The organism is Dysosmobacter sp. Marseille-Q4140, assembly GCA_018228705.1.
In the GTDB taxonomy this organism is placed as follows: domain Bacteria; phylum Bacillota; class Clostridia; order Oscillospirales; family Oscillospiraceae; genus Oscillibacter.
The window spans coordinates 2,649,453-2,669,400 of record CP073694.1 but is presented as its reverse complement, the minus strand read 5'-3'; the positions used below and the strand labels follow the sequence as shown (position 1 = coordinate 2,669,400).

At 64.8% G+C, this 19,948-nt stretch carries 18 protein-coding genes; 4 read left to right on the top strand and 14 right to left on the bottom strand.

Annotated elements, in window-relative coordinates; genetic code table 11:
* Positions 1–69: 69 nt before the first annotated feature.
* The 4 genes from KFE19_13155 to KFE19_13140 form a co-directional block, all read right to left on the bottom strand.
* Entirely contained in the window at positions 70–339 is a 270-nt protein-coding gene (locus KFE19_13155) for an N-acetyltransferase (protein ID QUO37323.1), read from the bottom strand.
* A gap of 32 nt (positions 340–371) precedes the next feature.
* Positions 372–2,117, bottom strand: coding sequence for an arginine--tRNA ligase (locus KFE19_13150; protein ID QUO37322.1), 1,746 nt, complete (start codon positions 2,115–2,117; stop codon positions 372–374).
* 289 nt (positions 2,118–2,406) lie between these two features.
* Positions 2,407–2,847 carry a DUF1934 domain-containing protein gene (locus KFE19_13145; GenBank protein QUO37321.1) on the bottom strand — a complete coding sequence of 147 codons (441 nt, stop codon included), beginning with the start codon at positions 2,845–2,847 and terminating at the stop codon, positions 2,407–2,409.
* Entirely contained in the window at positions 2,834–3,649 is an 816-nt protein-coding gene (locus tag KFE19_13140) for a glutamate racemase (protein ID QUO37320.1), read from the bottom strand. The genes KFE19_13145 and KFE19_13140 overlap by 14 nt, the downstream gene beginning before the upstream one ends.
* A 237-nt stretch (positions 3,650–3,886) precedes the next feature.
* Here KFE19_13140 and KFE19_13135 point away from each other — a divergent pair, with 237 nt between their 5' ends.
* Together KFE19_13135 and KFE19_13130 are read left to right on the top strand one after the other, a co-directional pair.
* The gene (locus tag KFE19_13135; protein ID QUO37319.1) at positions 3,887–4,297 is read left to right on the top strand and encodes a hypothetical protein; all 411 of its coding nucleotides are present in this window, start codon (positions 3,887–3,889) and stop codon (positions 4,295–4,297) included.
* Between the two features lie 88 nt (positions 4,298–4,385).
* Positions 4,386–5,507 (top strand): DUF362 domain-containing protein, encoded by a 1,122-nt coding sequence (locus KFE19_13130; protein ID QUO37318.1) that lies wholly within the window; start codon positions 4,386–4,388, stop codon positions 5,505–5,507.
* A gap of 65 nt (positions 5,508–5,572) precedes the next feature.
* Here KFE19_13130 and KFE19_13125 read toward each other — a convergent pair whose 3' ends face one another.
* Entirely contained in the window at positions 5,573–6,361 is a 789-nt protein-coding gene (locus KFE19_13125) for a DUF4358 domain-containing protein (protein ID QUO37317.1), read from the bottom strand.
* A gap of 215 nt (positions 6,362–6,576) precedes the next feature.
* On the opposite strand from KFE19_13125, the gene brnQ reads away from it, so the two are divergent.
* Complete coding sequence (brnQ, locus tag KFE19_13120) at positions 6,577–7,872, top strand: branched-chain amino acid transport system II carrier protein (protein QUO37316.1); 1,296 nt, start codon at positions 6,577–6,579, stop codon at positions 7,870–7,872.
* Between the two features lie 22 nt (positions 7,873–7,894).
* Complete coding sequence (locus KFE19_13115) at positions 7,895–8,290, top strand: VOC family protein (protein QUO37315.1); 396 nt, start codon at positions 7,895–7,897, stop codon at positions 8,288–8,290.
* Positions 8,291–8,349: 59 nt separating this feature from the next.
* Here the strand turns inward: KFE19_13115 and KFE19_13110 are convergent, their stop codons facing one another.
* The 9 genes from KFE19_13110 to KFE19_13070 all read right to left on the bottom strand — a co-directional run bounded on the left by KFE19_13110 (position 8,350) and on the right by KFE19_13070 (position 19,693).
* Positions 8,350–9,102, bottom strand: coding sequence for a hypothetical protein (locus KFE19_13110; GenBank protein ID QUO37314.1), 753 nt, complete (start codon positions 9,100–9,102; stop codon positions 8,350–8,352).
* Complete coding sequence (locus KFE19_13105; GenBank protein QUO37313.1) at positions 9,099–9,953, bottom strand: ABC transporter ATP-binding protein; 855 nt, start codon at positions 9,951–9,953, stop codon at positions 9,099–9,101. Before KFE19_13105 ends, KFE19_13110 begins: the two co-directional genes overlap by 4 nt.
* Positions 9,943–10,314 carry a GntR family transcriptional regulator gene (locus KFE19_13100; protein ID QUO37312.1) on the bottom strand — a complete coding sequence of 124 codons (372 nt, stop codon included), beginning with the start codon at positions 10,312–10,314 and terminating at the stop codon, positions 9,943–9,945. The genes KFE19_13105 and KFE19_13100 overlap by 11 nt, the downstream gene beginning before the upstream one ends.
* 116 nt (positions 10,315–10,430) lie before the next feature.
* Positions 10,431–11,768, bottom strand: a complete 1,338-nt coding sequence (locus tag KFE19_13095) for an ABC transporter permease (protein ID QUO37311.1) — start codon at positions 11,766–11,768, stop codon at positions 10,431–10,433.
* 3 nt (positions 11,769–11,771) lie between these two features.
* Complete coding sequence (locus KFE19_13090) at positions 11,772–13,874, bottom strand: hypothetical protein (protein QUO37310.1); 2,103 nt, start codon at positions 13,872–13,874, stop codon at positions 11,772–11,774.
* Complete coding sequence (locus tag KFE19_13085) at positions 13,864–14,598, bottom strand: ABC transporter ATP-binding protein (GenBank protein QUO37309.1); 735 nt, start codon at positions 14,596–14,598, stop codon at positions 13,864–13,866. Before KFE19_13085 ends, KFE19_13090 begins: the two co-directional genes overlap by 11 nt.
* A gap of 133 nt (positions 14,599–14,731) precedes the next feature.
* The gene (locus KFE19_13080; protein ID QUO37308.1) at positions 14,732–16,348 is read right to left on the bottom strand and encodes a HAMP domain-containing histidine kinase; all 1,617 of its coding nucleotides are present in this window, start codon (positions 16,346–16,348) and stop codon (positions 14,732–14,734) included.
* Positions 16,338–17,012, bottom strand: a complete 675-nt coding sequence (locus KFE19_13075) for a response regulator transcription factor (protein QUO37307.1) — start codon at positions 17,010–17,012, stop codon at positions 16,338–16,340. Before KFE19_13075 ends, KFE19_13080 begins: the two co-directional genes overlap by 11 nt.
* A gap of 116 nt (positions 17,013–17,128) precedes the next feature.
* A complete protein-coding gene (locus tag KFE19_13070; GenBank protein QUO39630.1) occupies positions 17,129–19,693 on the bottom strand; it encodes a response regulator in 2,565 nt (854 codons plus the stop codon).
* Between the last annotated feature and the right edge of the window lie 255 nt (positions 19,694–19,948).

Here is a 19,948-nt window from a genome sequence, read left to right as displayed (position 1 = left end):
TCTCTAAGGAAAAACGGCGGAGATCGGACGTCTCCGCCGTTTTGATCGGGTCTTTCCGCGCCTGGGGCCTCAGCCCTCCAGCAGGTCCGCCTGCTCCGGATGGCGGTCAAACCAGGCCCGGGCATAGGTGCACACCGCCCGGGCTTTTTTGCCCTGGTCCCGGATCTGGTCCGCGGCGGCGCGGACCAGCTGGCCCGCCACCCCCTGGCCCCGCAGGGAGCCGTCCACAAAGGTGTGGTCGATGACCGCCACGCCGTCCTCCTCCGGGAAGGTGATCTCGGCGATCAGCTGTCCGTCCCGTTCCGCGTAGATGCGGCCGGTCTCTTTCTGAAATTCCATGGGCTCGTCCTCCTGTCAGGTCCGAAAGGCCGTCACATCTTCTCCGGCGCGTCCACGCCGATGAGCCGCAGGCCGTTTTTCAGCACGATCCGGGTCTCGTCCGCCAGCTTCAGGCGGGCCGCCATGACCGCCGGGGCCTCTCCCTTGATGCGGCAGGCGGTGTAGAAGCGGTGGAAGCAGCCGGCCAGCTCCTGGAGGTAGCGGTTGATGTGGCTGGGGTCGTAGTCCCGGGCCGCCAGCTTCACCTCCTCGCAGAACTGGGCGATCTGCTTGATGAGGGCCTGCTCCGTCTCGCCGGAGAGCAGGGAGAGGTCCACGTCCGCCTGGGCGGGGACGGAGGCCCCCTCCTCCTTCAGCGTCCGCAGCAGCGAGCAGATCCGGGCGTGGGCGTACTCCACGTAGTAGATGGGGTTCTCGCTGTCCTCCCGGACGGCAAGGCCCAGGTCGAATTCCATCTGGGTGTCGGGCTTGGCGTTGAAGTACCACCGGGCGGCGTCCACGCTGACCTCGTCCAGCAGGTCGTGGAGGGAGATGGCCTTGCCGGTCCGCTTGGACATGCGGACCACCTCGCCGTCCCGCAGGAGCTTGACCAGCTGCATGAGGACGATGTCCAGCCGCTCGGACCCGTTCAGGTCCAGGGCGTCCAGCGCCCCCTTCAGCCGGGCCACGTGGCCGTGGTGGTCGGCGCCCCAGACGTTGATGACCTTGTCGAAGCCCCGGACGGCGAACTTGTTGCGGTGGTAGGCGATGTCGGCGGCGAAGTAGGTGTAGAAGCCGTTGGCCCGGCGCAGCACGTCGTCCTTCAGGTCCAGCTTCTCGATGTCCGCCTCCTTCTTCCCGGCCCTGCGGTAGTGCTCCCGGAGGATGTCGGCGGTCTTGAGCCAGAGGGCCCCGTCCTTTTCATAGGTCCAGCCCTTTTCCGTAAGCAGGTCCACAGTCTCGGCAACATACCCGCTCTCATGGAGGGTGGACTCGTAGAACCAGTTGTCGTAGTGGATCTTGTAGCGCTCCAGATCGGTCTTCATCCGGGGCAGGTTCACGCTCAGGCCGAACTGGGCCAGCTTTTCCTGGCGCTCTTCCGCCGGGACGTTCAGCAGTTCCTCGCCGTGCTGGTCATAGTAGGCCTGGGCCAGCTCCCGGATGTCCACGCCCTGGTAGCCGTCCTCCGGGAAGGGGACCGCGTCCTCACCCTGGATGATCTGGAGGTAGCGGGCCTCGATGGAGTGGGCGAACTTGTCGATCTGGTGGCCGGCGTCGTTGACGTAGAACTCCCGCGTCACGTCGGCGCCGCAGGCGGAGAGGACGCTTGCCAGGGTGTCACCCAGAACGCCGCCCCGGGCGTTGCCCATGTGCATGGGGCCGGTGGGGTTGGCGGAGACGAACTCCACCATATACTTCTTCCCCTTGAGGCCGTCGTTGGTGCCGTAGCTGTCGCCCTCGGCCTCCACGGCGGACAGGACGCCGCCGTACCAGTCGCTGCCCAGGCGGAAGTTCAGAAAGCCGGGGCCGGCGATCTCGGCGGAGGTGAAGTAGCTGCCGCTGAGGTCCATGTGGTCCAGCAGGGCCTGGGCGATGGCCCGGGGGGGCTGGCGCAGGGCCCGGGCGGCGGCCATGGCAAAGGTGGTGGTGAAGTCGCCGTTGGCGGTGTCCTTGGGGATCTCCACCGGGGCGGCGGGGACCGCCGCCTGGGGCAGGGTCCCGTCGGCCGCGGCGGCGCGGTAGGCGGCCATGGCCAGGGCCGCGGCCTGGTCTTTTGCGTTCTGGATCATGTTGATCATGAGTTTGTTCCTCTCCTTACGCGGCGGCCATGCCGCCGTCATTCTTTCGTTGATCGCCCCGAAGGGATCCTCCGCGGCGCATTCTCTATTCTGCCCGCTGCTTCTCACTTCCGCTTTGCCCGGATCTTGAAGCAGTTCCGGCCTGTGACGGTGTGCTTCCCACGGGGCAGGCCCCGCGGGAGCCCTTTTGATTGAAATCCTCAGGCGAAGTAAATTCGCCTTCCGGCAAGATTCCGGCTGCGCCGAAATGCTTGGACGCGCTGCCGCGCGAGCCGCCGGCGCCTCTCTCTTACTTCCGCTTTACCCGGATCTTGAAGCAGTTCCGACCTGTGACGGTGTGCTCCACGGCGATGGAGTACCGGATCTCCATGACGCCGCCCCGCTCCGTCAGGTTGTGGCGCAGGCGGCTGGTCTGGATGTCCACCGACAGCTCTCCGAAGGGCGTCTCGTACAGCGACGTGTGCTGGCGCCCCTCCTCGAAGATCATCTGGGAGTTCACCGCCCCGCTGCGGGTCAGCGTCACCCGGGGGCCACGCAATTCAAAGGTGGTGACGGTGCCCTCCATGCCGGTCAGGGCGCTCTCCTGATAGCGGAGGGTCAGCCCCTCCTCCGACAGCTCCATGGTCCCCTCGGTCATCAGCTCCGTGGCGTCGGGGTCCACGCCGTCGAAATACTGCTCGCCCCGGATGGACAGCAGGACAGGCAGCGAACGGTTCTCAGTACTGGTCAATGTCGATCCTCCGTGCGGCGTGGCGCAGGTCCTGGCGCAGGAACAGCGTAGCCGTCTGTTCAAAGTCCTCCACCCGGTCGCTGACGTAAAACTCCGTCTGGCCCTGGCGGTCCTCCGGTGCCCGGAGGCCCCGCTCTTTCAGCATCCGCTTGAGCTGGAAGGCGGACTCCTCACCGGCGGAAACCAGCTCCACCCCGGGGCCCATGATCTGGGCGATGACCTCCAGCAGTAGCGGATAATGGGTGCAGCCCAGGATCACCGTGTCCACTCCGGCTTGGCGCAGGGGCTCCAGATACTCCGCCGCCACCGTCTCGATGACCACGTCGCCGGGGCGGATGCGGCCGTTTTCCACCAGGGGCACCAGCAGCGGGCAGGCCCGGCAGAACACCTGGATCTCCGGGTCCAGACGGCGCAGCGCCGCCTCGTAGGCCCCGGAGCGGACGGAGGCCGCCGTGGCGATCATCCCCACCCGCTTGTTTTTCGTCACCAGCACCGCCCGCTGACAGGTGGGCTCCACCACGCCCACCATGGGCAGGTCGTTTTCCGCCTGCAAGGTGGTGAGGGAGGTGGTGGTGACCGTACCGCAGGCGATCAAAATGGCCTTGAGATCAAAGGACCGCAGGAACCGCACGTCCTGGCGGGCGTATTTCAAAATCGTCTCCGGGGAGCGGCCGCCGTAGGGCACCCGGGCCGTGTCGCCGAAGTAGATGAGGTCCTCCTCCGGCAGGATGCGCCACAGGGAGCTGACCGCCGTCAGCCCGCCCAGGCCCGAATCGAACACGCCGATGGGTCGCATATCCATAACTGTTTCAAACTCCTTATCCGTCTGCGCCGCCCTTCCGGCCCGGCGGGCACGAAGCGCATCGCATCTGAATTATATATTATACTATGCAACCCCCAGGGCCGCAAGACAGATTTTAGTCTTTTTCCCCGCTTTTTTATATGGCATTTCCCCTGCGGCTTTGCTATAATCATACTGTACCAATGTGCGCCGCCGGGGACGCCGGCGGCAGAGAACTGACAGGGAGGTGTTTTCCCCATGAAGATCGAATTGACGGAGCAGCAGTTCCGGTATCTGCTGGATCTGGTCTACATAGGCAACTGGGTGATGAACTCCACCCGCGAAAACGACCGCATCAAGGAGTACGACGAGGTGGAGAGCCTGGTCTTTTCCCATTGCCTTCAGCACAGGATGAGCAAGCTGGTGGAGCTGTACCGGGGAGAGCTGATCCCCTCCCGAGCCTTTGCCGACGGCGGCATCCACGAGGCCATCGAGCATTACGAGGACATCGTGTTTTATGAGATCCTGGCGGAGGAGCTGGCCCTGCGGGATATGGACGGTGAGCCCCTGACCCGGGAGAATTACAGCCAGCTGATGGACCGCATCGACGCCTACCTCTCGGAATTCGACGAGCACGGCACCGACAATATCACGGTGGACCTGCCCTGAGGGGCGGGGGCAGGCAGGCCCCCTTCGTCCGCCGGACCCCAGGCGTTTTCAAGGGAACAAGGAAAAAAGAGGAGAAGGAGTACCGCATATGGCAGAAAAAGCAAAGGTCTATTTCGCAGATTTCCGCTGCCCCAGTTGGCGTGAGAACCTGCCCCAGAAGCTGGCCCGGCTGATGATGACCGCCGGCTTCGGCGAGATCGACATGGAGGACAAATTCGTCGCCATCAAGATGCACTTCGGCGAGCCGGGGAACCTGGCATACCTGCGGCCCAACTGGGCCAAGGTGGTGGCGGACCTGGTGAAGAGCCAGGGGGGCAAGCCCTTCCTGACCGACTGCAACACCCTGTACGTGGGCGGCCGCAAAAATGCCCTGGACCACATCGAGTCCGCCTACGTCAACGGCTTCACCCCCTACTCCACCGGCTGCCATGTCATCATCGCCGACGGCCTCAAGGGCAACGACGAGGTGGAGGTGCCCGTGGAGGGCGGCGAGTACGTCAAGGCCGCCAAGATCGGCCGGGCCGTCATGGACGCCGACGTGTTCGTCTCCCTGACCCACTTCAAGGGCCACGAGCAGGCCGGCATGGGCGGCACCCTGAAAAACATCGGCATGGGTTGCGGCTCCCGGGCCGGCAAGATGGAGCAGCACAACTCCGGCAAGCCCTTCGTCAAGCAGAAAAAGTGCATCGGCTGCCGGGCCTGCGCCAAGATCTGCGCCCACGGCGCCCCGGAGTTCGGTCCCGACGGCAAGGCCACCATCAACACCGACAAGTGCGTGGGCTGCGCCCGGTGTCTGGCCGTGTGCCCCAAGGACGCCATCCAGTGCCTGTACGACGAGGCCCCGGCCATCCTCAACAAGAAGATCGCCGAGTACACCAAGGCTGTGGTGGACGGCCGCCCCTGCTTCCATGTGTCGCTGGTGGTGGACGTGTCCCCCAACTGCGACTGCCACGGGGAGAACGACGTGCCCATCGTCCCCAACGTGGGCATGTTCGCCTCCTTCGATCCCGTGGCCCTGGACCAGGCCTGCGCCGATGCGGTCCTGGCCCAGACGCCGGTCCGCAACTCCGCCGTCTTTGACCAGGACTGCGACTGCGCCGACAAGGACTTCTTCCACGCCGTCCACCCGGACACCGAGTGGCAGGTGTGCCTGGAGCACGCGGAGAAGCTGGGGCTGGGCACCCGGCAGTATGAACTGGTGAAGATCTGAGCAAAACAGCACACGGGACCCGCCGGCGGGCGGGTCCCGTGTTTCCTTTTCTGATTTCCGGCTGCTCAGGCGAACTGGGCGTTGAAGCTGTCCACCACGCCGTCGGCGTTCTCAAAGACCACCAGCATCACATAGTTGCCGTTGGAGACGATGCGGGCGTTGTTCTGCCACAGCTCCACGGAGGCCGGATACAGCAGGCCGCCGGGGTTCTCCCCGTCGCCCAGCTGATAGTCGATCCGGGACTGGAAGATGCCCTTGACGGTCTCCACATCGGCGCTGGAGGCCACCTCCACCAGGGCGATCTCCACGGCGGAGGCGGAGATCATGGCCATCTGTACCACGCACTGCTTGGGGGACAGGGCGGACAGGCCGGGATAGTAGGTGTCCAGCGCCTCGCCCTCCAGGGCCATCATGCCGGGCCAGTTGGTCTGGGAGGCGGCCAGGTCCGCGGCAAAGGCGGACAGGTCTGCGGAGGCCGCGGGCTTCTGCTCCTCAGCAGGCTTCTGCTCCTCAGCGGGCTTCTGCTCCTGGGCAGGCTTCTGCTCCGTGGAGGGCTTTTCCACCGGCTGGCTCTGGGGCTTCTCGTTGGTGTCGGCGGGACTGCTGCCGGTCTGGGGCTTTTCAGTGGTGTCGGCGGGCTGCTCTCCCAACTGGGGCTCCTGCGCCTGCTCGTCCTCCGCTTCCTCGGTGCCGGTCTCCGTCATATCCTCGCCGGTCTCCGTCTGGGCATCGTCCACCGTCTCCTCCACGCTCTCCTGCGCATCCTCTTCGCCGGAAGGCTGCTCTCCGCCGCAGGCAGTCAGAGCCAGGGTCATCGTCAGGGCCAGCAGAAGGGCCGTCCATCTCTTTTTCATTGGTTTCTCTCCTGTAACAAAAAATTTTCGGGCGGTATTCGCCCTGGTTTTCAACTTTTGGACGGCGGCTAAGCAAAAAAGTTCCCCTTTCCTCAAAAATTTTCTGCTGCCGGCGGATGGCCCCGGGAAAGCGTTTGCCCTTTTGGAAAAAATCGTATATAATAGATTCTGGCAATATCGGGCCGCCCGGCGGCGAATGGGACAAGGAGGTTTTTATGAAGCGTATCTGGAAGGACATTTTTGTAATCGGCTTCGCCCTGTTCTCCATGTTCTTCGGCGCCGGAAACGTGGTCTTTCCCCCCTATCTGGGACTGGAATCAGGACACCAGTGGTTCCTGGGCTTTCTCTGCTACTATCTGGCGGACATCGGCCTGGCGCTGCTGGCTCTGTTCGCCATCCTCCGCCAGGGCGGCAGCGACGGCATCACCCGCCCTCTGAGCCGCGTTCCCGCCACGGTGCTGATGAGCGCCATTGTGCTGTGCATCGGGCCCATGCTTGCCATCCCCCGGACGGCGGCCACCACCTATGAGATGGCCCTGTCGCCTCTGGTGTCCGGGTTCAGTCCGGTGCTGTTCTCCATTTTGTTCTTCGCGGTGATCTTCCTGCTGTGCGTGAAGGAATCCGCCGTGGTGGACATCGTGGGCAAGGTGCTCACCCCGGCGCTGCTGCTGGGACTGCTCATTCTGATCGTCAAGGGCGTTATCGACCCCATCGGCCCCGTGCCTGCCAGGACCCTGGTGGACAACGTCCCCGCCACCGGCATCGAGGCCGGCTACCAGACCATGGACGTACTGGCGGCCATGGTGTTCGGCATCATCGTGCTCAAAAGCGCCGAGGCCAAGGGCCACACCGCTCTGAAGGACAAGTTCACCGTGGTGGCGGGCGCCGGCGCCGTGGCCGGAGCGGCGCTGCTGGTGGTATACCTGGGCCTGACCTACCTGGGCGTCACCACCTCCCGGTTCTTCGATCTGACCGTGAACCGGACGTATCTGGTGGTATCCATCGTACGGAACCTCTTGGGCTTTGCGGGCGTGGTGCTGTTTTCCATCGTGGTGGCCCTGGCCTGTGTCACCACGGCGGTGGCGCTGGTCAGCTCCGCCGCCTCCTACTTTTCCGGCCTCACCGGCGGACGGCTGTCCTACCCGGTGACGGCGGCGGTAATCTGCGTGTTCAGCGCCGTGGTGTCCAACTTCGGCCTGGATCAGATCGTTGCCATCGCCGGACCCATTCTGGACGTGGTCTATCCCCCCACCCTGGCCCTGATCCTGCTGGCTCTGGCGGGCCGGCGGCTGCGGCGGGTGTGGGTATACCGGCTGGCGGCCCTGGGCGCCCTGGCGGTGAGCCTGCTGAAAACCCTCTCCACTTACGGCGGCGTGGAGCTGCCCTTCCTGGATGCGCTGCCCCTGGCCTCCATCGGCTTCGGCTGGCTGCTGCCGGCGGCGGTGTGCGGCGTCATCGGCGCGCTGATTCCCGGGGAGCTGCCGGAGAGCGCACCCCCATCCCACCCGTGAACTACCATGAAGGAGGATCCATATGAATATGAATGAACACTATCAGGGCCTGGGCCACATCGCCGTCCGCACGGCAGACATGGACGCGAGCATCGCCTTTTATGAGCGCATCGGCGGCAGGCTGCTCCAGCGTGCCCCCGCCTGTCCCCCGGCCCAGGCCAACGAGCTGGCACTGGTGGAGCTGGCGGGCTTCACCGTGGAGCTGATCGCCTCGGTCCCCGGCGGTGAGGGCGTTATCCCCCACATCGCCATTTACGTGGACGATGTGGACAAAGCCGCGGCGGACCTGAAGGCCCTGGGTGTGGACACCTTTATGACCGGGGAGAAAAACGTCCTGCCCAGCACCTTCGGCGGGCTGGAGAACTGGTTCTTCACCGGCCCCTCCGGCGAACAGCTGGAGCTGCTGAAAATGCTGTAAAAAGCCGTACATCAAAAGGGAGAGCGGACGGCCGTCCGCTCTCCCTTTTTGTCTTGTATTCATTTGGCGCCCCGGATTACCGCCCGGCGGACCAGCAGCCAGCTGAGGGCAAAGCTCACTGCCGCCACCGTCAGAAACACCAGAGCGGCGTTCCACACAGAGCCTATAAAGAACCGCCCCAGGGCCGCCAGCACCCGGACAATGGCCTCCCCCGCCGGAGTGTCGCCCACAGCGGTCAGCACCGCCGCAGGGCCGAAGATCAGCACCAGGGGAATGGCGATGGAGACGATCACCGTCCAGAACTTGCTCAGGCGCCAGTACAGCACCGACCAGAACTGGCCCACCCCCGCCAGGGAAAAGGCCATGGCGGCGGAGAACACCGCCGTCCGCAGATAGCCGGCGGGGCCCATGTCCGCCCCCTCGTAGAGCAGCTGGTACACATCCGACACCTCCACCCGAGCCATGAGGCCGGGGAGGGCACGATACACCGCCAGCACCGCCGTTGTCCCCAGGGCCACCAGCACCGCCACCACTGCCTGGCTGACAATCTCTGCCAGAAAGGCGGTGCGGCGGGAGACACCGTTCTGGTTTAACATCCGCAGGTTTTCCCGGATGCCCACCAAGCCCAGCACGAATCCGAATACCCCCACCGACAGGGAGTAGCCGTTGAAATTGCTGCCGCTGCCGCCCAGCATCGCCAGCATGACCCACAGGGCCAGGGGGATCAGCAGCATCACCAGCAGCAAAATACCCGCCGCCCGGAGGTAATTGCGGATCCCGTACCGGAGCGCCCGGTTCAACGCCACGCTCATTTCCGATCCTCCTCTTCCATCAAACTGATAAAGTACTCCTGGAGCCCCAGGCGGGTCCGCTCCAGCCCGGCGGGCAGCGGTCCGCCGTCGCCTCCGCGCAGGCACACGGTCTTGAGGCCGCCCAGACTCCGCGCCGTCAGGACATCCTTCCCCGCCGTATAATCGTCCACGGCGGCGGCCGGGCCGGAGATGGTGCAGGCCCCCGCCGTCAGCTGCTCCGTGGGGGCGTCCTGGAGGATACGGCCAGCCCGGATGATGACCGTGTGCTCCACGATCTGCGCCACCTCATCGATGAGGTGGGTGGAGAGCACGATGGTCCGGGGCTGCTCCGCGTAGGTCTCCAGCAGCAGCCGGTAAAAGAGGTCCCGGTGCTGGGCATCCAGCCCCAGCACCGGCTCGTCGAAGAGCACGTAGGGCGTGCCCACGCACAGGCCCAGAATGTTCCGGAAGATGGAGCCGTAGCCGGTGGAGAGGCGGTTGATCTTCTGTTTGACGGACAGGCCGAACTGCTCTGCCAGGTCCTCCGCTTTCGCCCGGTCAAAATTCGGGTAAAACAGCTCCGCTGCGGCGAAGGCACCCTTGACCCGCATATCGTCGGGATAGAGGTTCTGCTCCCCCACCAGGAAGAGCTTCCCCAGGGCCTCGTCGCCGGTGACCGGCGCGCCGTCCACGGTGACGGCGCCGCCATCCGGGCAGATCCGGCCTGTCAGGATATTCAGCAGGGTGGACTTGCCCGCGCCGTTGTTGCCCAGCAGCCCGTAAATTTTATCGCCGCCGAAGGTCACCGACACGTCCTCCAGCGCCGTGACGGCGCCGAAACGCTTGGTGACGTGTTGAAATTCAATCGCCATGTTCCTGTAAACCCCTTTCCAGCAAATCCAGCACTTCCCGGTCCGTCAGCCCCAGGTTCCGGGCCTCCCGCACCGTGCGCTGGATGTGATCGTGATAAAACCGCTCCCGCCGGGCCCCCAGGAGCTTCTCCCGGGCGCCGGGAGAGACGAACATCCCCACGCCCCGCCTCTTGTACAGCAGCCCCGCGTCCACCAGCAGATTGATGCCCTTGAGGGCTGTGGCGGGATTGATCTTGTAGGCCACGGAGTACTCGGTGATGGAGGGCACCTGGCTCTCCTCCGGGTACGACCCGGCCAGAATGGCCTCCTCCAGCTGCTCCGCCAGCTGCTGGAAGATGGGCCGGTCCTCTGTAAACTGCACAGGCCGCCTCCTTTCCTAGTCGGTTAATTAGTTTAGTAACTAACCGTAATGCAAATATAACACGACGGCGGCGCCCTGTCAAGAGGGCGCCGCCTGATTTTCTTCGTATCGGGGGGTCATTCGCTTTTAATCGCCTCCAGAGCGGGGATCTGGACCGCCTTGTTGGCCGGATAGTACCCGGAGCCCAGGCCGATCAGCACGGAGAACACCACCGCGAACAGCAGCAGCCACGGGGGGATCACCGACACCCGGGAGGTCTCGCCGCCGCCCAGGATGGCCGCCGGCAGATTCTCCGGCGACAGCCCCATGGATACCAGGTTGATGATCACCGAGATCACGAAGCTGATGACGCAGCCCACCAGTCCTCCGATGAGGCCGATGGCGCCCGCCTCCGCCAGAAACATCACCCGGATGTCCCGGACATAACAGCCCAGAGCCTTCATAATGCCGATCTCCCGGGTCCGCTCGGAGATGGACATGATCATGGTGTTGGTGATGCCCAGGGCCGCCACGAACAGGGAGATGGCGCCAAGGCCTCCCAGCATCATCTGCTTTTGCCGGGCCTCCTTTTCCATGGGCTCCCGGATGCTCTCCATGGACTCCGTGGAGTAGCCCATGGTCTTGATCTGGCTCTCCACCGGCTTCACCTGAGAGATGTTCTGCACCTTTACCAGGACAGAGTCGTAGGCCGGCATCTTCTTGCCGTTGCCCAGGGCCTTGGTCAGCAGCCCGCGCAGGTCCGAAAGGCTCATGATCACCCCCTCGGAGGTCTCCGCCCCCTTGGAGTAGTCCTCCTTCACCACGCCCACAGGACGCAGCTGGGCGGTGATTTTGCCGTTTGCCGTCTCCGCCTCCAGGGTGATTGGGCCGCTGAGGGGGTCAAAATAGGGTGGCGGCGGATCCTTATCCTTTCCGCTCTCGTCCCACATGCCGCTCCAGCGGTCCACCATGTTGCTGCCGTCAGGGCGCAGGGTGTCCCGGAAGCTGTACGCCAGATACTGTCCCACCAGCACGTCGCCGCTCTTCTGCGCCCGGTCGCCGGAGAGGACCTGATAGCCCATCTTCTCCATCTCGGCGGTGTCCAGACCCACCAGCGCCGACCAGTCGGCCACATAGCGGCCGCCGATCCCGGTCACCAGCCGGATGGACTCCACCTCCAGAGACTGCTTGGGCGTCACGGACTCCACCCCCTCCAGGGTCCGCAGGCGGCGCACCAGGGCGTCGTCCAGCTTCAGCTTGCCCCGGCCGCCCTGGGGGGCGTTGACGGTAACGATGGTCAGATCACCCATCTCCGCCAGCAGCTTTTCCTGGGACTGCTTCATGCCGATGCCCAGAGACACCATGATGACGATGGAGCAGCAGCCGATGAGCACGCCCAGCACCGTGAGGAAGGTGCGGGACTTGCGGCGCATGAGATTTTGCAGGCAAATACGCAGCAGATCATTTTGTTTCAACGCTCACGCCTCCTCACTGCCCGGTGCCTGGTCCCAGTCCTCCCAGCTGCCGTCGGTCACGGCCTCCGCCTTCTTTTTCCGCTTGCGCAGCCACAGCGCCCCACCGCCGGCTCCGGCTCCGGCGATCACCAGGACCACCGCCAGCCAGGGGAAGCCGCCGCTTTGCTCCGGCTCTTCAAAATCCGTCTCCTCCACCATGGGCGGCTCCTCGGCCTTGAGCGTGACGGGGAACTCCCGGGTCACCAGCTGCTGGTCCGCATTTTCATAGGAGATCTTCAGCGTCAGGGGGATCTCCCCCTCCTGGCTGGGCGTCAGGGCAAAGCCGATGTTGCCGCTGCTGCCGGCAATGATGTTGCCCAGGTACTGGGTCCGGGCGGGGGTGTCCACTCCGTCGCCCTCCACCACGGCCTCCACGTTGGAAATGTCGCCCCGGCCCTTGTTCACATAGGCCAGGGTGATGGCCGTCTCCTCACCCACCGTCACCGTCTCCGGCACGGCGGGGGCGTTGATCTGGAAGCGGTCGGGCTGATAGACCGGAACGGAGATCCGGATGTCCGTATTGGCCTGGGTTCGCTTGTCACCGGATATGTACTCATATTTGAAGCCCACCGTGATGCTCTGGGCACCGCTCTTGCCGGTGGGCACCACCCGCATGGGCACCTCCTGGGTCTGGCTGCCCCCGGCGGACAGCGCGGGGTAGTAGAAGGTGTTGGTGCTGTTGTCCATGGTAAAGCTCTCTCCGCCGTCCACGGTGACCACCACATTCTCAATGCCCATCTTGCCGGTGTTGACAAAGGTGAAGTTCAGGGGAAACGCGCTGCCCGTGGCCACGGAGCTCTCGCCGTAGGTGAAGCTGCGGATGACAATATTGGGCGTGGGGGCGTCCGCCTTGGAGGGGACGTCCACGGGGACGTTGATCTTGTCCGACACGGATGCCTGCGCCAGAGCGGTGCCGTTGTCATAGGCGAATTTCAGCTCTGTGCTGACAGATTGGTTGGCGGAGGTCACATCCTTTGCAGCTTGCAGCTTCAGCATCACAGTACCGGCGGCGCCGGGAGCGATATCCTCCATCAGGAAGGTGGAGACGTCGTTCTTCAGCACCAGCGCCTCTGAGGGCGTCACGGAGAGCACCGGCGAGACCAGCCGGGCCTCGCTGGTATTGGCAAAGGACAGGGTGATCTCCCGGATCTCCCCCGGCGCCATGGGCGTGTCCATGGCGGAGCGGGTCGTCACCACCACCGGCTGGGGCACGCTCTCCCGGGCCACGGCGGGAATGGAGATCTTGTCGTTGGCGGTGGCCTGGACCATGGAGACGTTGTTGTGATAGTTGTACTTCAGCTCCACCCCCAGGGACTGATTGGGCGAGGAGATGACACTGGCGGCCCTGACGCGCAGCTTGAGGCTGACGCTCTTTTTGCCGGAGATGTCGTCCAGGGGGAAGGAGGAGGCGCCGCCCACAATGCTCAGCCCCTCCGAGGGGGTAAAGGAGGCCACCGGGGAGCGCAGGCGGGGGCCGCTGAGGTTGCGGAAGTACACCGTCAGTTCCACCTCCTGGCCAGGGCGCAGGGGCTGCTCCAGCTCGCTGCGGGAGATCACCACCATGGGTGCCGGGGAGGGCTCCGGGGCCTCGGCCGGGGGCGGCGCCACCGGCTGGGGCGCCTCGTAGACCACCGCCTCGGTGATGGTGGTCTCCATGGTCTGATAGGTGTCCGGCTGACCGGCGCTGCCCACCTGGAACCGCAGGGCCTGGCCCACGCCCTTGTACTGGACGCCCGTCAGCAGCACCTCATAGACCAGGGGCATGCCGTCCGGGGAGGTTTTGCGGACGGTCACGGTGCCGCCGGTGAAGCTGTCGTCCAGCTTGGCGATGTCCAGGCTCTGGAGATTGCCCTGGCCGCTGCCGTTGCTGATGTCCTTGACGGACACAGCGATGTTCACCGTGGAGCCCTTGGTGATGGCGCCCACCGGCCTGCCGCCGGCATCGGTGACGGTGTAGCCTGTGATGTACAGGCTGCCGCCGGCGGCGGAGGCCATGGGGACCAGGGTGGCCGCCAGGACCACCAGCAGCAACAGCGCGCAGCCGCGGATAAGCAGATTACGTTTCATGGCGGGGATTCTCCTTTTGATTTCGTTGATTGCTGACGATCTCGCCGTCGATGAGGGTGACGATCCGGTCGGCGTAGGACGCCATCTCCGGATCGTGGGTCACCAGGATGATGGTCTGGTGATAGTTGCGGGCAAAGGTGCAGATCATCTCCATGATCTCCACGGTGGTCTTGGAGTCCAGGTTGCCGGTCGGCTCGTCGGCAAAGACCACGTCCGGCCGGGCGATGAAGGCCCGGGCGATGCCCGCCCGCTGCTGCTGGCCGCCGGACATCTGCCGGGGAAAATGGTCCAGCCGGTGACTCAGGCCCACCCGCTTCAAAAGGGCCCGGGCCGCCTCCTCCCGCTCCCGCCGGGGCACGCCCCGGAACAGCAGCGGCATGGCCACGTTCTCCGTGGCGGTGAGGTTGGGCAGCAGGTTGTAAGATTGGAACACGAAGCCCAGGTGCTTCTGGCGGAAGGATGCCAGCTGGTTCTCATCCAGCCGGGAGATAGGTACGCCGCCGATGCGCACCTCGCCCCGGGTGGGCTTCTCCATCCCGGCCAACTGGTTGAGCAGCGTGCTCTTTCCGGAGCCGGAGGTGCCGAAGATACAGCAGATCTCCCCCCGAAAAACCTGGAGATTGATGCGCTTGAGCGCCACCACCGTCTCGTCGCCGATGGGATATTCCTTGCGGACGTCCCGCACCTCGATGATGGGACGGCTCCGCGGATCAGGCTGGTTCATGGGTCAGCCCCCTTTCTGCGGTGTATCATACCGCCCCAGTCTTTACCGCCCCTTTGCGTTTTCTTAAGATTTGCAAAGAAAGCAAAAAATCCCCCGGACCTGTGCGGTCCGGGGGATCCCCATTTCCGATCTCTTATTCGGCTGTCTCTTCTCTCCGGGGCGGCGCCGGGGACGGGTCCAGGGGCAGGCGCAGCAAAAACTCCGTGCTGCGGCCGGGGCCCGGCCGGGGCGAGAGGACGATGGTGCCGCCGTGCTTTTCCACGATCCGCCGGGTGATGGACAGCCCCAGGCCGCTGCCCTTGCCGGAGCGGGCCTCGCTGCCCACCACGAAGGGCTCGAACAGCCGGGCGGCCTGCTCCGGGGGGATACCGGCGCCGTTGTCCGCCACCCGCACCAGGGCCTGGGTCCCCTCCCGCTCCACATCGAAGAACAGCACGGTCCCCAGGCGGTTGTGGCGCAGGGCGTTGGTGAGGAGGTTGTCCAGCACCCGGGTGAACTGGAGCCGGTCCAGCCGGCAAAAGAGGGGCCGCTCCGGGATGGCCACCTCCAGCGAGAAGCCCGCCAGGTCGATCTCGCCGTACTTTTTCGCCAGATACGCCCGCAGGAACTCGCACAGGTCCGTCCGCTCCCGGTGGAGCACGAAAGCCGGGTGCTCCACCTTGCTGTACTCGTGGAAGGCCTCCACCAGCTCCGTCAGGGTCTCCGCCCGGGCCCGGATGGCCCGGAGATACCGCTCCCGCTCCTGAGGCGGCGCCGTGCCGTCGCAGATGGCGTCCACATACCCGGCAATGACGGTGACGGGGGTCTTGATATCGTGGGAGATATCGGCGATGAGCTTCTGGCGGCCCTGGTCCAGGCGGCGCCGCTCCGCCTCGCTTTCGTCCAGGCGGTCGGCAAAGCGGTCGAAGCTCTCGGCGATGCGCCGGATCTCCCTGGTGCCGCCGCACTCGCCCACCCGGACCGACCGTCCCTCCGCCTGGGCCTCCACGGCGTCGTTGAGCCGCCGCAGGGGCCTGCCGATCTTGCGGCTCAGCCACCACAAAAAGGCCCCTGCCCCCAGCAGGTACAGCGGTACACACAAAAGCCAGATCCGCCAGGACTCCCGGTAGTGGCGCAGGTCCTCCTCCGGCGTCAAAAGCCGCTCCCGCAGCAGCAGCGTCTCCTCACCGCGGGCAGAGGAGATCTCCTGGCGCACCAAGCGGGTGCCGGGAAAGCGGGTGCCGGTGAGATACTGGTACTCCCGGCGGGTATAGCCTGTGCGGCCGTCGGAAAAGCCGCCGTAGGTCACTTGGTAGTCCCCATCCAGGGCCATGAGCTCCGCGGGCGCGGTCTCGCTGCCGTCATAGCGCTGGCGGATGAGCAGATAGCCCGACGCGCCGTCGGGGCTCTGCCGGGGGAACACCGTCGTGGACACGTCGTCGCCGTAAAGGGGCACGCAGTCCAGTTCTCCGGCGGTACAGATCGGATCGAAGCCGTCGCCGGAGGCGTAGCGCAGCCGCCCCGCCTGGTCATAGACGGCAAATTCCCCGCCGCCTTTGGCAAGGGACCGGGCCGCCCGGCCGTAGTCTCCGCTCTCCAGAGCCGGGTCCGTCAAAAGCCCGTCCCAGTCCACCGGGCGGTAGAGGTCCGTCAGCCACGCTTCCCACAGGCAGAACACCCCCGCCGCGATGGCCAGCAGCGTCAGCGTAAAGAGCAGATACGTCCGGGCCAGCAGCGCGAAGAGGCTGCCGGAGCGTCGTTTATTTTTCAATCTTATACCCCAATCCTCTCACCGTGATGATGTAGCGAGGATTTTTGGGATCCTCCTCGATCTTCTCCCGCAGCTTGGAGATGTGCACCATCATCGTGTTGTCGTCTCCCTCGAAATAGGGGCCCACCGCCCCTTCGTACAGCTGGACCTTGGTGAAGATCCGCCCCGGGGCCCGCATGAGCAGGGCCAGGACCTTGTACTCCATGGGCGTCAAGGGGATGGGCGTACCGCCCCGGGTCAGCTGGAACGAGGCGGTGTCCAGGGCCAGATCCCCCACCCGCAGCACGTCGCCCCCCGTCCGGGCGGCCCGGCGCAGCTGGGCCCGGACCCGGGCCACGATCTCCACCGGGTTGAAGGGCTTTGCGATGTAGTCGTCGGCGCCCAGGTTCAGACCCAGGATCTTGTCGTTGTCCTGGCTCTTGGCGGAGAGGATCAAAATGGGCACGTCGCTGTAAGCCCGCAGGGCCCGGGTCAGCTCAAAGCCGTTCATCACCGGCATCATCACATCCAAAATGGCCATGTCCGGCGGCTCGGCCCGGGCCAGGTCCAGAGCGGCGGCGCCGTCGGCGGCCTCTGCCACCCGGAAGCCCTCCCCCTCCAGATAGAGCCGAAGCAGGCTGCGGATGTCGGCGTCATCCTCCGCGATCAGGATCAACGGGGCCATGGCGGTATCCTCCTTTATCAGTGGTCCTTTGATTGTATCAGACTTTTTTCCGCCGGTAAACCACCATTGTCCACGGCAGGGAAAAACCGTGCGCCCGCAAGCGGGCGCACGGCAGATCACGGCAGATACCGCTGCAGCAGGCGCAGCAGCTCCCGCATGTCCAGGGGCTTTGCGATATGGGCGTCCATACCGCACTCCAGGCACCGGTGGATGTCCTCGGAGAAGGCGTCGGCGGTCATGGCGATGATGGGAATGGTCTGGGCGTCCGGCCGGTCAAGGGCACGGATGGCCCGGGTGGCGTCGTAGCCGTTCATCACCGGCATCCGCAGGTCCATCAGGATCAGGTCGTAGGTCCCGGCCTCAGCGGATTCGAACAGCTCCACGCACCGCTGACCGTTCTCTGCCCAGTCCAGCCGGAAGCCCTGAGCCGTGAGCAGCTCGCTCGCGATCTCCCAGTTGAGCTCGTTGTCCTCCGCCAGCAGGATGCGGACGCCGGAAAAGTCCCGGCCGGTTTCCTGGGGCTCCTCCGGCCGGGCCGCCTCGTCCCCGGCAAAGCGCAGCAGGCCGTGGTACAGGGTGGACCTGAACAGCGGCTTGGACAAAAAGCCGCTGATGCCGGCCTGACGGGCCTGGTCCTCAATGTCGCTCCAGTCGTAGGCGGAGATCAGCAGGATGGGCACATGGTCCCCGATGGCTGCCCGCAGGCGCCGGGCCGTCTCGATGCCGTCCATGCCCGGGATCTTCCAGTCCAGCAGGATCACCTGGTAATCCCGGCCCTGGCGGTGCCGCTCCCGGGCCATGTCGATGGCCTGCGGTCCGCTGAGCGCCCACTCCGCCCGGACGCCCATGTCCCGGAGGGAGTCGGCGGCGGAGCGGCACAACTGCTCGTCGTCGTCCACCACCAGCATCTCCCAGTCGGGCAGGCGCATGGTTTCGTCGTCCTCGGGAGCGGTCTCCAGATCCAGCGTCACATGGAACTCGCTGCCCTCGCCCCGCCGGCTGGCCACGGCGATGGTGCCCCGCATCTCATCCACAATGTATTTGGTGATAGCCATACCCAGGCCGGTGCCCTCGGTGCGCTGGACGCGGGTGCTGTCCTCCCGGGCAAAGGAGTCGAAGATCTTTTTCTGGAATTCCTCCGACATGCCGATGCCGGTGTCCCGGACGATGAAGTGGGTCCGGACGAAGCCCTCGCCCCGGGGGGAATCCTCCTGAGAGACCGTCACGGTGATGCTGCCCTCCTCGGGGGTGAACTTCATGGCGTTGGACAGCAGGTTCAGCAGCACCTGGTTCAGCCGCACGCTGTCGCAGTACAGGTTCTCCCGCCGGATGTTCTGGATAAACACGTCGAACAGCTGCCGCTTGGCCTTTACCTGGGGCTGGATGATGCTGACGATGCTCTCCATGATCTCCCGCAGGCAGATGACGTCCACGTTCAGCGTCAGCTTGCCGCTTTCGATCTTGGACATATCCAGAACGTCGTTGATCAGGCCCAGCAGGTGCTGGCTGGACAGGGAGATCTTCCGCAGACAGGAGGCCACCCGGTCGGGGTTGTCCATATTGGCCGCGGCGATGGCGGTCATGCCCACGATGGCGTTCATGGGAGTGCGGATGTCGTGGCTCATATTGGAGAGGAACTCGCTCTTGGCCCGGTTGGCCCGCTCGGCCTCCCGCTGGGCCTTTTCCACGGCCGCCAGCTGGCGCCGGGACATGCGCAGATACAGGAAGAACACCACCAGCGTGGCCGCCAGCAGGATCCCGCATCCGGCCAGCATGGTGGCCGCCCGGTCACTGCCCAGATCCGACACCGCCTCGTCCAGCGCGCCGTAGGGCATCACTGTGACCAGATACCACTCGGAGTTGGACAGCGGAGAGCAGTAGACATGCCGATGCCGGCCGTCCAGCGACATGGCCATGCTGAAAAATCCTCCCTGAGCCAGGCTCCCGCGCATCTCGGAGACCACCTGTTCCGGGCTCTTTCCGGCAAATTCTCCCCGCGCCAGCAGCCAGTCGTAATAGTTGTCCGTATCCAACCGGGAATTCTTCACCACAAAGCGGCCGCTTCTCTCAATGATGTGGGAGAACACCAGCGTCTCGTCCTCGTCCAGTGACAGCGCCAGGTTGACCAACTCCACGGGCACACCGGCCAGCAGGGCGGTGCACCGGCTGCCGTCCCGCATGGGATATCCCTCCGATACCGGATAGCCCACCGACACGCTCAGCAGCAGCACACCCTGACCGGCGGCGGTGTCGCCCAGGACGACTTTCGGCTCCGCCTGGTTCAGGGAATCCAGAAAGCGGTCCTCCTCCCGGATCGTCACCGGTTCCCCATACAGGATATCCGCCTGGCCGTCGGTGTTGTACAGGGCCAGGTAGGTAAAACCTCTGGCTCTCCCCTTTTCCGTCAAGGTCTGCACGGTGTCCTCATCCATCGTCCGCACCGTCTCGGGCGGCACAGCCAGGATGAGTCCCTCCACCTGGGACAGCTGCATTTCCACCAGCGAGTCAAAGTGCCGCCGCAGCTGGGTGTTGATCTCCTCCATATAGATATTTGCCACCCGGGTGATGGTCTCGTTGCTCTTTTGCACCATAGTCTGATTAAGCCACGCGAACACCGCCACGCACAGCGCGGCCAGGACCGCCAGACTGACCCACAAAAAGCGGATGGTCTTTCTCTTCATCACGCCATACCCTCCCGACAGGGACCTCCCCCTGATTTCGCTATTTTTTATTATACTCCCTTCCGGCAGGAAATGGTAGCCGTCATTGCTCCGGCAGATGTTAAAAAAACAGCCGCGCCTTTCCGGCACGGCTGTTTCGCGCCCTCCCCTTCACTGAAAGCGGAAGCTGCGTCTTTGCAGGGAGTACAGATAGCCCATAAAAAGGCGTGGTTCCAGAAGCGCCGGGGAAGATACCCCTTCACCGGATGAAAGGAC